At 67.7% G+C, this 13056-nt stretch carries 7 protein-coding genes; all 7 read left to right on the top strand.

Features of this window, described 5'->3' with window-relative positions; all coding sequences use genetic code 11:
• The first annotated feature begins 18 nt into the window (after positions 1 to 18).
• The 7 genes from trpB to RVF83_RS15415 all read left to right on the top strand — a co-directional run bounded on the left by trpB (position 19) and on the right by RVF83_RS15415 (position 13052).
• The gene (gene trpB, locus RVF83_RS15385) at positions 19 to 1350 is read left to right on the top strand and encodes a tryptophan synthase subunit beta (RefSeq protein WP_005196175.1); all 1332 of its coding nucleotides are present in this window, start codon (positions 19 to 21) and stop codon (positions 1348 to 1350) included.
• A complete protein-coding gene (gene trpA / locus RVF83_RS15390) occupies positions 1347 to 2156 on the top strand; it encodes a tryptophan synthase subunit alpha (RefSeq protein WP_005196173.1) in 810 nt (269 codons plus the stop codon). Before trpB ends, trpA begins: the two co-directional genes overlap by 4 nt.
• Positions 2157 to 2295: 139 nt before the next feature.
• Positions 2296 to 4092 carry a prolipoprotein diacylglyceryl transferase gene (gene lgt, locus RVF83_RS15395; RefSeq protein ID WP_005196171.1) on the top strand — a complete coding sequence of 599 codons (1797 nt, stop codon included), beginning with the start codon at positions 2296 to 2298 and terminating at the stop codon, positions 4090 to 4092.
• Between the two features lie 314 nt (positions 4093 to 4406).
• Complete coding sequence (gene gltB / locus RVF83_RS15400; RefSeq protein ID WP_005196169.1) at positions 4407 to 8978, top strand: glutamate synthase large subunit; 4572 nt, start codon at positions 4407 to 4409, stop codon at positions 8976 to 8978.
• Entirely contained in the window at positions 8971 to 10476 is a 1506-nt protein-coding gene (locus RVF83_RS15405; RefSeq protein WP_005196167.1) for a glutamate synthase subunit beta, read from the top strand. The genes gltB and RVF83_RS15405 overlap by 8 nt, the downstream gene beginning before the upstream one ends.
• A gap of 181 nt (positions 10477 to 10657) precedes the next feature.
• Entirely contained in the window at positions 10658 to 12082 is a 1425-nt protein-coding gene (pyk, locus tag RVF83_RS15410; RefSeq protein WP_005196165.1) for a pyruvate kinase, read from the top strand.
• Between the two features lie 91 nt (positions 12083 to 12173).
• Positions 12174 to 13052: an acyl-CoA thioesterase gene (locus RVF83_RS15415; RefSeq protein ID WP_005196163.1), complete on the top strand. Its 879-nt coding sequence runs from the start codon at positions 12174 to 12176 to the stop codon at positions 13050 to 13052.
• Positions 13053 to 13056: the final 4 nt, after the last annotated feature.

Genomic DNA, 13056 nt, shown 5'->3' on the forward strand with positions numbered 1-13056 from the left:
GATCGACTGTGAGATGTAGTGACCGCCCATCCTGACTCGGCCCATCCCGACTCTTCCGCGACCGTGCTCCCGCCGGCCAGTACCGGCTTGACGACGCGTACGTCGATCGAACCCGACGAGGGCGGCCATTTCGGCGTCTACGGCGGACGGCACGTGCCGGAAGCCCTGATGGCGGTCATCGACGAGGTCACCGCCACCTTCTACAAGATTCGCACCGACGACGACTTCCTGAACGAACTCGACCGTCTGCAGCGTGATTACGCCGGACGTCCGTCGCCGCTGTACGAGGCGAAGCGCCTCGCCGAGCACGCCGGGGGAGCGCGGATCTTCCTCAAGCGCGAGGATCTCAACCACACCGGCTCGCACAAGATCAACAACGTTCTCGGGCAGGCGCTTCTGGCCCAGCGAATGGGCAAGAACCGCATCATCGCCGAGACCGGCGCCGGCCAGCACGGCGTGGCCACCGCCACCGCATGTGCGCTCCTGGGCCTCGAATGCGTGATCTACATGGGTCGTGTCGACACCGATCGCCAGGCGCTCAACGTCGCCCGGATGCGTTTGCTCGGCGCCGAGGTCATCGCCGTCGACAACGGTTCGGCCACGCTGAAAGACGCCATCAACGAGGCCATGCGTGACTGGGTCACCAACGCGCACAACACCTATTACTGCTTCGGCACCGCCGCCGGCCCGCACCCGTTCCCGGTGATGGTCCGCGACCTCCAGCGCGTCGTCGGCCTCGAGGCCAGGGCCCAGATCCTCGACAAGGCCGGACGCCTGCCCGATGCCGTGACCGCCTGCGTCGGTGGCGGTTCCAACGCCATAGGTATCTTCCATCCGTTCATCGACGACTCCGACGTTCGTCTCGTCGGTTTCGAGGCGGCCGGTGACGGCGTCGAAACCGGCCGTCACGCAGCGACTTTCACCGGCGGCACGCCGGGAGCGTTCCAGGGCGCCTACTCGTACCTGCTGCAGGACGAAGACGGACAGACGACCGAGTCCCACTCGATCTCCGCGGGTCTCGACTACCCGGGCGTCGGCCCCGAACATGCCTACCTCAAGGACACCGGCCGGGCCGAGTACCGACCGATCACCGACACCGAGGCGATGGATGCGCTCGCGCTGCTGAGCCGTCGCGAGGGGATCATTCCCGCGATCGAGTCCGCGCACGCGGTCGCCGGTGCATTGAAGCTCGGCAAGGAACTCGGCGAGGGCGCGATCATTGTCGTCAGCCTCTCCGGACGCGGCGACAAGGACGTCGACACCGCTGCGCGCTGGTTCGGTCTCTTCGACCCGCCGCCGTCGCAGGACGAGGCAAAGGCCACCAGCGGACAGCCGGGAGAACAGGCATGAGCGCAGACACCATCTCATCGAAGACCGGACCGGTTTTCGACAAGTGCCGCGAGGAGAACCGCAGCGCCCTCATCGGATATCTCCCCGTGGGTTATCCGACGCTGGACGATTCGCTGACCTCGTTCCGGACGATGGTCGACGTCGGTTGCGACATCATCGAGGTGGGCGTGCCCTACTCCGATCCGGTGATGGACGGTCCGACCATCCAGGAGGCCGCCGACCTCGCCCTCACCAACGGCGTTCGGGTGCGCGACGTGTTCACCGCGGTGGAGGCGATCAGCTCGGCCGGCGGCACCGCGGTGGTCATGAGCTACTGGAACCCGGTGCTGCAGTACGGCGTCGAGAACTTCGCGCGGGACCTCGCCAACGCGGGCGGTGCCGGGCTCATCACGCCGAACCTGATTCCCGAAGAGGGCGCTCAGTGGCACGCCGCCTCGGATGAGTACGGCCTGGACCGCATATACCTCGTCGCGCCGTCGTCGACCACCGAGCGCATCGCGCTGACCGTCGACGCCTCCCGCGGATTCGTCTATGCCGCGTCCACGATGGGTGTCACCGGTGCGCGTGACGCGGTGTCGGACATGGCTCCCGAGCTGTGCGCACGCGTGCGGGAGTACTCCGACATCCCGATCGGCGTCGGACTCGGTGTCCGCAACCGTGAGCAGGCCGCCCAGATCGCGTCCTACTCCGACGGCGTCATCGTCGGCTCGGCTCTGGTGACCGCCGCCAAGGCCGGTCAGGACCGTTTGGCCTCGCTCGTCGGTGAACTCGCCGAGGGCGTGCGGTCGCGCCACGCTGCCGTCTGACGCTGCTTCAACGAGTCGCGGGCCACCTGTCCGCCGGTCGAGTAGCGGCCGAGGGGTTGCCCGAGGTCCGTATCCCGAGGCCGGCCACGCCCCGACAACCAGACCGCGCGGGAGTGGGTGCCGTGTCGGTTAGGGTTGCATGGTGAACGCGCCGACCACGACGATGCTCGCCTACATCCCCAGTCCGCCCCAGGGCGTGTGGGATCTCGGACCGTTCCCGCTGCGCGCGTACGCGCTGTGCATCATCGCGGGGATCATCGTCGCGGTCTGGTGGGGCAACCGCCGGTGGATCGCTCGCGGGGGACAGGAAGGCGAGGTCCTCGACGTCGCGATCTGGGCCGTCCCGTTCGGTCTCCTCGGTGGGCGCCTCTACCACCTCATCACCGACTGGAAGACCTACTTCGGGGCAGACGCCCCCAAGGAGCCACTCGACGCGCTGCGGATCTGGGACGGTGGTCTCGGAATCTGGGGTGCGGTCGCGCTCGGCGCGGTCGGTGCGTGGATCGGCGCCCGACGCCGCGGTATCCGACTACCCGCCTTCGGTGACGCGATCGCCCCGCCGATCCTGTTGGCCCAGGCCATCGGTCGGCTCGGCAACTACTTCAACCAGGAGCTGTACGGCCGGGAGACGACCCTGCCGTGGGGTCTGGAGATCTACGAACGGGTCAACAAGGCCGGCTACGCCAACGCCGGCCTGATCGACGGCAAGTCCAACGGCGTCGTGGTCGCTGTCGTCCAGCCGACGTTCCTCTACGAACTGCTGTGGAACGTCCTGATCGTGATCCTCCTGGTGGTCATCGACCGCAGGTTCCGCATCGGCCACGGCCGCCTGTTCGCGCTCTACATCGCCGGCTACTGCCTCGGCCGGTTCTTCATCGAGATGCTCCGTGACGACCGTGCCGCCGTCGCCAACTACATCGCCGGCATCCGTCCGAACCTCTTCACCGCCGCCCTCGTGTTCGTGTGCGCGATCGTCTACTTCGTCGTCGCGCCCAAGGGCCGTGAACAGGGCCTGGAGATGTACCACCCCGAACGCGCCGCCGAACTCGAGGAACAGGGTGTCGCCGGATACGTCGACGACTGGTACGACGAGGACTTCGACGACCTCGATGCTGTCGAAGACGACGAACCGCCCGCAGATGTGGACACACTGGACGCCCTCGACGCCGAGGCCGACAAGGTGGAGACCAGTAGTGTCCCAACCGCACCTGCAGCCGTGAAGGCAGAGGATCACGAGCCCGCGGTCGAAACCGCCGACGAGTCGAGCCCGGAGGATGATTCGCCGGCTCCCCGCGAGGTTGCCGAGCCGGTGGTTCCGGTGGTCGACCACGACCACGACGACGACGCCGCGGTCGCGGAGACCGAGGCCCCGGAACCCGAGGGAGAGGAGGCCGAAGCCGAAGCGGCAACGCTCGCAGCGGAGGCTGAGGAGTTGGAGCCTGCCGCGGAGGAGCCCGACGCAGCCGAGTCCGCTGAGGGAGGCGACCCGGAGGTCACGAATCCCGAGGTAGAGGACGACGCGACCGCCGACGCGGAAGACGGAGCCTCGGTCGATGCAGCAGCGGACGACGAGGCCGACGACGTCGTCGAGACCGAAGACGTCGTGGACGCCGACGTCGAATCCGAGGACGCGGCAGGCAATGCCGAACCCGAGGACGCAGCAACTGCCGTCTCGGAGCCAGAGGACGAGGCACCCGGCGTCTTCGAATCTGAGGACGCGACAACTGGCACCGCAGAGCCTGAGGACGCCACGACAGGCTCGGCTGATGCCGACCCCGAACCGTCTGACGCTCAAACCGGTGACGCAGAACTGCCGAACGCGGATCAGGCCGATGCGAAAGCCACCGACGCCGGAGAGACCGACGCCGGAGAGACCGATGCGGCAAGCAGTCTCCGCCGCCGGGTCGCCTCCCGGTTCCGTCGGCGTCGTTCCTGATCTTCCCGGCTCCGGGAGAACCGAGCACGAAAGCCGCTTGGCGACAACCACCGCTGTTCTGCGCCCTCCGGTCGCGAGTATCACAGCCGTCGAGCACACGCGTTCGCCGTGCTGTTCGGATACGATCGAATTTCACGACGCGCGATCTCCGACCGCCCGGTACCGACCGTCTCGTCCCACGGGTCGCGACGGATTCGACTCAGCCCGGTACCGATCTCGGCACGGTCATCCGCTCGCCGCGCAATACTCCTCGGGCCAGTGCTGTCCCAGTGGACACTCAGCAGCGATCCGTTCCGGATCGAGTGGAGGTAGTGATGCTGTTTTCTGCGCTCCCGGCCAAGCAGGGCCTGTACGACCCGGAGGCCGAGGTCGACTCCTGCGGTGTCGCGATGGTCGCCGACATCCATGGACGTCGTTCGCATTCCATCGTTGCCGACGGGCTGCTGGCACTGGAGAACCTCGAGCACCGCGGGGCCGCCGGAGCCGAGACCAACAGCGGCGACGGCGCCGGCATCCTGATCCAGCTGCCCGACGAATTGCTGCGCGCCGCCGTCGACTTCGAGCTGCCCGAGCCGGCCGCGGATGGCTCCCACACCTATGCCGCGGGTACCTGCTTCCTGCCCATGGACGAGGAACTGCGCCGGCAGGCGATCGCGCGGGTGGAGGCGCTCGCCGCCGACGAGGGCATCACCATCCTCGGCTGGCGCGACGTCCCGGTCGACCACGAGCACGCCGACATCGGCGGCACCGCGGTCGCCTGTATGCCGTACATGATGCAGCTGTTCGTCACCGTCCACCCCGAGGCGGGTGCCGAGCGCATCGGCGGTGCGGCCCTCGACCGCTTCATCTATCCGTTCCGCAAGCAGGCCGAGCGCGTCACCCCGGAGATCGAGGAGGCGGGCCTCGGCCTGTACTTCCCGTCGCTGTCGAGCCGCACCATGGTCTACAAGGGCATGCTCACCACGATGCAGTTGCCGCTGTACTACGAGGACCTGCGCGACGACCGCTGCCAGAGCGCCATCGCGATCGTCCACTCGCGCTTCTCCACCAACACCTTCCCGTCGTGGCCGCTCGCGCATCCGTTCAGGTTCGTCGCCCACAACGGCGAGATCAACACGGTGCGCGGCAACCGCAACCGCATGCGCGCCCGCGAGGCTCTGCTCGAGACCGACCTCATCCCCGGCGACCTCAAGCGCGCCTTCCCGATCTGCACCCCCGAGGCATCGGACTCGGCGTCGCTCGACGAGGTACTCGAACTGCTGCACCTCGGCGGCCGCAGCGTGCCGCACGCGGTCATGATGATGGTTCCCGAGGCGTGGGAGAACGTCCCCGACATGGACCCCAAACGCCGTGCGTTCCTTCAGTTCAACGCATCGCTGATGGAGGCCTGGGACGGGCCGGCGTGTGTCACCTTCACCGACGGTACCGTGGTCGGCGCGGTGCTCGACCGGAACGGGCTGCGCCCCGGCCGCTGGTGGCAGACGCGCGACGGCCGGATCATCCTCGCCTCGGAGGCGGGTGTCCTCGACGTCCCGGTCGACGACGTCATCAGCAAGGGCCGCCTCGAACCGGGCCGCATGTTCCTCGTCGACACCGCCCAGGGCCGGATCATCCCCGACGAGGAGATCAAGGGCGAGCTGATGAACGCCGAGGCGTACGACGAGTGGCTGCACGCCGGGCTCCTCGACATCGCCACGCTTCCCGAACGCCCGGTCTTCCAGCCCAACCACGACACCGTGGTCCGCCGCCAGCTGTCGTTCGGGTACACCGAAGAGGACCTGAGGGTGCTGCTGACGCCGATGGCGGCGTCGGGTTACGAGCCGCTCGGCTCGATGGGCACCGACACCCCGATAGCCGTGCTGTCGCGGCGTTCCCGGTTGCTCTACGACTACTTCGTGGAACTCTTCGCGCAGGTCACGAACCCGCCGCTGGATGCGATCCGCGAGGAGATCGTCACCTCGATGGGGCGTGTGATGGGCCCGGAGCAGAACCTGCTCGACCCCACCGCCGCGTCGTGCCGCCAGATCATGCTGCACTGGCCGGTCCTCGACAACGCCGACCTCGCCAAGCTGGTCCACATCAACGACGACGGTGATCACCCGGGCCTGTCCGCCAAGGTGCTGCGCGCGCTGTACGAGGTGAACGAAGGGGGAGAAGGTCTCCGGGTCGCCCTCGAGGACCTGCGCGCGCGGGCCAGCCAGGCGATCGCCGAGGGCCACACCACCCTCGTCATCTCCGACCGGCTCACCGACTCCGGTCACGCACCGATCCCGTCGCTGCTGGCCATCTCGGCGGTCCACCATCATCTGGTGCGCACCAAGGAACGCACCCGGGTCGCGCTGGTCGTCGAATCCGGTGACGCCCGCGAGGTCCACCACATCGCGACGCTCATCGGTTTCGGTGCGGCCGCGGTCAATCCGTACCTGGCCCTGGAGACGATCGAGGACCTCATCGCCGAGGGCGAGCTGATCGGCGTCACCCCGTCGAAGGCCATCCGCAACTACCTCGAGGCGCTCGGCAAGGGCGTCTTGAAGGTGATGAGCAAGATGGGCATCTCGACCATAAGCTCCTACACCGCAGCACAGGCTTTCGAGGCCGTCGGCCTGTCGTCGGAGGTCGTGCGCGAGTACTTCACCCGCACGGTGTCGCGCATCGAGGGCGTCGGTCTCGACGAGCTCGCGGAGGAAGTTCGTATCCGGCATCACCGGGCGTTCCCGGAGAACCCGACCGAGCAGGTCTACCGACGTCTCGACTCGGGCGGCGAGTACCAGTACCGCCGCGAAGGCGAGCTGCACCTGTTCACCCCGGAGACCGTGTTCCTGCTGCAGCACGCCACCAAGACCGGGCAGGCGGAGATCTTCCAGAAGTACTCCGACGAGGTCGACCGGCTGTCGCGCAAGGGCGGCACGCTCCGCGGGCTGTTCGAGTTCGATCTCGATGCGCGCGAACCGATCCCGATCGAGGAGGTGGAACCGGTCGAGGAGATCCTGAAGCGCTTCAACACCGGCGCCATGAGCTACGGCTCGATCTCCGCCGAGGCCCACGAGACGATCGCGATGGCAATGAACAAGATCGGCGGCCGGTCGAACTCGGGGGAGGGTGGCGAGGACGTCGACCGCCTCTACGACCCGGAACGACGCAGCGCGGTCAAGCAGGTCGCGTCCGGTCGGTTCGGTGTGACCAGCGACTACCTGATCAACGCCACCGACATCCAGATCAAGATGGCGCAGGGCGCGAAACCCGGTGAGGGCGGCCAGCTTCCGGCGTACAAGGTGTACCCGTGGATCGCCAAGACCCGGCACTCGACGCCCGGTGTCGCGCTGATCTCGCCGCCGCCGCACCACGACATCTACTCGATCGAGGACCTCGCGCAGCTGATCCACGATCTGAAGAACGCCAACTCGCAGGCCCGCATCCACGTGAAGCTGGTCAGCGCGGTAGGCGTGGGAACGGTCGCGACCGGCGTCTCCAAGGCGCATGCCGACGTCGTGCTCATCTCCGGGCACGACGGCGGTACCGGTGCGTCGCCGCTGACCTCACTCAAGCACGCGGGCACCCCGTGGGAGATAGGCCTGGCCGACGCCCAGCAGACGCTCATGCTCAACGGTCTGCGCGACCGCATCACCGTGCAATGCGACGGTGCGCTGCGCACCGGCCGCGACGTCATCATGGCCGCCCTGCTCGGCGCCGAGGAGTACGGCTTCTCGACCGCGCCGCTCATCGTGGCGGGTTGCATCATGATGCGCGTGTGTCATCTCGACACCTGCCCGGTCGGCGTGGCGACCCAGAACCCGCAGCTGCGTTCGCGTTTCACCGGACAGGTCGACCACCTGGTCAACTTCTTCCGGTTCATCGCCGAGGACGTGCGGAAGTACCTGGCACTGCTGGGATACCGGACCCTCGACGAGGCCATCGGACAGTCGCAGCGGTTGCACACCGATTCCGCCGTGGCACATTGGAAGTCGAAGGGTCTCGATCTGTCGCCGATCTTCCGGAAGGTCGAAGGCAAGGGGCCGAGCAGGCGGGTGCGGGAGCAGTACCACGCACTCGACCGTGCGCTCGACCAGACGCTCATCCAGCTCGCCGAAGGCGCGCTGGAGGACGCCCACCCGGTGACGCTCGAGCTGCCGGTGCGCAACGTCAACCGGACCGTGGGCACGCTGCTCGGCGCCGAGGTCACCCGTCGCTACGGTGCGGTGGGCCTGGCCGAGGACACGATCGTGGTGAAGCTGGAGGGTTCGGCCGGGCAGTCGCTCGGCGCGTTCCTCCCGCCGGGAGTGACGATCAGGCTCACCGGCGACACGAATGACTACGTCGGCAAGGGGCTGTGCGGCGGCAAGATCGTCGTCGCCCCGCACCCCGACTCGTGGTTCGTCGCCGAGGACCAGGTCATCGCGGGCAACACCATCCTCTATGGCGCGACGTCGGGCGAGGTGTACCTGCGCGGCCGCGTCGGCGAGCGGTTCTCGGTGCGGAACTCGGGTGCGACCGCGGTCGTCGAGGGCGTGGGCGACCACGCCTGCGAATACATGACCGGCGGGCGTGTGGTGGTCCTCGGGCCGACCGGGCGCAACCTCGCGGCGGGGATGTCGGGTGGCATCGCCTTCGTGCACGACCTCGACCCCGACAAGGTCAACATGGCGATGGTCGAACTCATGCGCCCCGACCCCGACGACCTGGCCTGGCTCAAGGAGACCATCACCGAGCACGCCGAGCTGACCGGCTCGGCGATCGGTGCGTCGATCCTCGCGGACTGGCCCCGGCGCTGCCTGGCGTTCACGAAGGTCATGCCGACCGATTACAAGCGTGTCCTCGACGCGGCCCGGATGGCCGAGGCCGAGGGACGCGACGTCGATTCAGCGATCATGGAGGCGGCACGTGGCTGATCCGCGCGGGTTCCTGGAGGTCCCGAAGAAAGAAGCGAAGTACCGTCCGGTCGCCGAACGCGTCCAGGACTGGGACGACGTCTACGTGCACGCCGACGACCCGACGAAGGTGCTCGCGGAGGTCAGCACCCAGGCGCGCCGGTGTATGGACTGCGGTATCCCGTTCTGTCACTCCGGAACTGCGGGTTGTCCGCTGGGCAACCTGATCCCGGAATGGAACGACCTCGTCCGCCGTGGTCGCTGGGATGCCGCGAGCAGTCGACTCCACGCCACCAACAACTTTCCCGAGTTCACCGGGATGGTGTGTCCGGCGCCGTGTGAGGCCGCGTGCGTCCTGTCGATCTCCGAGCGCGCGACCGGTGGCAGCGTCACCATCAAGCGCATCGAGAAGACCATCGCCTACGAGTCGTGGGCCGAAGGCGTCATCGGCCCCGAACCGCCGGCCTCCAAGACGGGCAAATCGGTGGCCGTGGTCGGTTCGGGACCAGCGGGACTCGCTGCGGCGCAACAGCTCACGCGTGCCGGACATGACGTCACAGTCTACGAGCGCGACGACCGGCTCGGCGGGCTGCTGCGTTACGGCATCCCGGAGTACAAGCTGCAGAAGTCCGACATCGATCGGCGCATCGCCCAGATGCGCGCGGAGGGAACGGAATTCGTCACCAGCTGTGACGTCGGCACCGATCTGTCGGTGGAGGACCTGCGGGATCGACACGACGCCGTCGTCCTGGCCATCGGAGCCATGGAGGCCCGCGACAACCCGGTGCCCGGCCGCGAGCTCAACGGCGTCCACCTGGCGATGGAACATCTCGTGCCCGCCAACCGCGAGTGTGAGGGTGACGGCCCGTCGCCGATCACCGCGGCCGGCAAGCACGTCGTCATCATCGGCGGCGGCGACACCGGCGCGGACTGCCTGGGCACCGCCCACCGACAGGGCGCGGCGTCGGTGGTCCAGCTCGACTACAACCCCGAACTTCCCGACGAACGCGACGACAACCGATCGCCGTGGCCCACCTGGCCGCTGGTCATGCGGACCTCCAGCGCGCACGCCGAGGGCGGCGAGCGCAAGTACCAGGTGGCCGTGCAGCGCTTCCTCGGCGACGACGAGGGCAACGTCACCACCATGGTGCTCGCCGAGGTCGAGGTGCAACGTGACGCCGATGGTCGACGCGAGATCCGACCGGTCGGGGAGGAGTTCGAGATCCCTTGCGAACTTGCGCTTTTCGCGATCGGTTTCGCCGGTGTGGAACGTGGTGACCTGCTGTCGGGTCTGGAGATCGAGCCCAACAAGCGTGGGGCCATATCCTGCGGAAGTGATTGGCAGACAGACGCTCCCGGCGTTTTCGTGTGTGGTGACGCTCATCGTGGTGCGTCGCTGGTGGTGTGGGCGATCGCCGAGGGCAGGTCGGCGGCCCGGGCCGTCGACGAATTCCTCGTCGGCGAATCCGACCTCCCGTCACCGGTTCGTCCGGCAGCACTGCCGCTGGCCGTACGCTGACGGGCGCGCGGGTCGAGAACCCCCGCCCGACGATGACGGGGAACACGCGCGGGCTGCCCATGTGACGCGAAATCCGTACCGGAAAGTAGTGGGCTGTCACCAGCGACAACACCGCGTGACCCCCGGGTGACGACTTCGGCGGCGCGTGGAGATGCGTCTCCGACGGGACTAAGGTGAGGTTGTGACTCGGCGAACCAAAATTGTCTGCACCATGGGTCCGGCCACCTCCAGCGACGAGAAACTCAAGGAACTCGTCGCCAGCGGTATGGATGTGGCCCGGATGAACTTCAGCCACGGCAAGCATGAGGACCATGCTGCCGTCTACGCGCGCGTCCGCAAGGCCTCCGATGCGGCGGAGAAGGCCGTCGGCATCCTCGCCGACCTGCAGGGTCCCAAGATCCGGCTGGGCCGTTTCGACGGCTGCGACGGCGCCACCGTCTGGGAGACGGGAGAGGAGGTCCGGATCACCGTCGACGACGTCGAGGGCACTCATGACCGCGTCTCCACCACCTACAAGAACCTGTCCGAGGACGCGAGCCCCGGCGACCGTCTCCTCGTCGACGACGGCAAGGTCGGACTCACCGTCGCCGCGATCGACGGCAACGACGTGGTCTGCACCGTGACCGAGGGCGGCCCGGTCAGCAACAACAAGGGCCTCTCGCTGCCGGGTATGAGCGTCTCGGTGCCGGCACTGTCCGAGAAGGACATCGCCGACCTCGAATTCGCACTGAACCTGGGCGTCGACCTGGTCGCGCTGTCGTTCGTGCGCAGCCCGTCGGACATCGAACTCGTCCACGAGGTCATGGACCGCGTGGGTCGCCGGGTGCCGGTGATCGCGAAGCTGGAGAAGCCGGAGGCCATCGAGAACCTCGAGGCCATCGTCCTGGCGTTCGACGCGATCATGGTCGCCCGCGGCGATCTGGGCGTCGAGCTACCGCTCGAGGAGGTGCCGCTGGTGCAGAAGCGGGCCATCCAGATGGCCCGTGAGAACGCCAAGCCGGTGATCGTCGCGACCCAGATGCTCGACTCGATGATCGAGAACTCGCGCCCCACCCGGGCCGAGGCCTCCGACGTCGCGAACGCGGTGCTCGACGGTGCGGACGCGGTCATGCTGTCCGGCGAGACGTCGGTGGGCAAGTTCCCGCTCGAGACCGTCCGCACCATGGACCGCATCTGCCGGGCCGTCGAGACCGGCCCGCGTGACGTGCCGCCGCTCTCGCATGTGCCCCGCACCAAGCGTGGCGTCATCTCCTACGCGGCCCGCGACATCGGTGAGCGTCTCGAGGTCAAGGCCCTCGTGGCGTTCACCCAGTCCGGCGACACCGTCCGACGCCTCGCCCGCCTGCACTCGCGCCTGCCGTTGCTGGCCTTCACGCCGACCCAGGAGGTGCGCAGTCAGCTCGCCCTGAGCTGGGGCACGGAGACCTTCATCGTCGACCACGTCGACACCACCGATCACATGATCGACCAGGTCGACCACCAGCTGCTGCGCATCGGCCGCCTGGCGGAGGGCGACGTGGTGGTCATCGTGGCCGGTGCCCCGCCCGGCACCGTCGGCTCGACCAACATGATCCACGTCCATCGCATCGGCGAGCAGGACCACTGACGCCGGAGGCGTTGAAGAAGATCACTGATGCCGGAGGCGTTGAGCAGACCACCAGGACGGTGAGCCCCGGTCTGTCACTAGGGTGAAGGCCATGACCGTGGAACAGACCGGGGATCTCGGCAAGCTGCTGGCACTGCTCGACGTCGAACGTCGCGACGAGGACGTGTTCATCGGGCACCACCCGGAGCAGGTCACGGCTCGGACCTTCGGCGGGCAGCTCCTCGGGCAGGGTGTGGTGGCCGCATCTCGCAGCCTCACCCGCGGAAACCCGCCGATCCACGCTCTGCACGCGCACTTCATCCGTGGCGGCGACGTCACCAAACCGATGGAGTACCACGTCGACCGGTTCCGCGACGGCAAGTCCTTCGCCAACCGGCAGGTCACCGCCAAGCAGGACGGCGAAGAGATCTTCACGATGCTGGTGGCCTTCCAGGACAACACCGCCGGGCTCGAGCACGCCGTCGAGATCCCGCAGGTGCCCTACCCGGAGGAGTTGCCTCCTCTCGGTGAGCATTTCAAGGGTTACGAGGACCGCATCGCGACCTTCGTCAACGCTCTGCATCCCGTCGACATCCGCTTCGCCAACGATCCGAGCTGGAAGGCGAAGGAGGCGGGACGCAAGCTCACCGACAACCGGGTGTGGATGAAGGCCGACGGCGTGATGCCCGACGATCCCGTGATGCACGTCGCCGCAATGTGTTACGCCTCCGACACGACGGTGCTCGACTCGATCATCACCACTCACGGACTGTCCTGGGGTATCGACCGACTGTTCGCGGCGACCGTCAACCACTCGATGTGGTTCCACCGCGAGTTCCGCTTCGACGACTGGCTGCTGTACGCGACGCGTTCGCCGGTGGCGACCGGATCGCGCGGCATGGGCTCGGGACGATTCTGGACGCGGGACGGCACGCTCGCGACGTCGGTCGTCCAGGAGGCCCTTATCAAGTACTTCCCGCCGAAGAAGTGACGCA

Source organism: Gordonia rubripertincta, assembly GCF_038024875.1.
In the GTDB taxonomy this organism is placed as follows: Bacteria; Actinomycetota; Actinomycetes; order Mycobacteriales; family Mycobacteriaceae; genus Gordonia; species Gordonia rubripertincta.

Coding starts and splice junctions, on each gene's coding strand:
- trpA (WP_005196173.1), top strand. CDS start 1,347: ATGAGCGCAGACACCATCTCATCGAAGACCGGACCGGTTTTCGACAAG.
- RVF83_RS15415 (WP_005196163.1), top strand. CDS start 12,174: ATGACCGTGGAACAGACCGGGGATCTCGGCAAGCTGCTGGCACTGCTC.
- lgt (WP_005196171.1), top strand. CDS start 2,296: ATGGTGAACGCGCCGACCACGACGATGCTCGCCTACATCCCCAGTCCG.
- gltB (WP_005196169.1), top strand. CDS start 4,407: ATGCTGTTTTCTGCGCTCCCGGCCAAGCAGGGCCTGTACGACCCGGAG.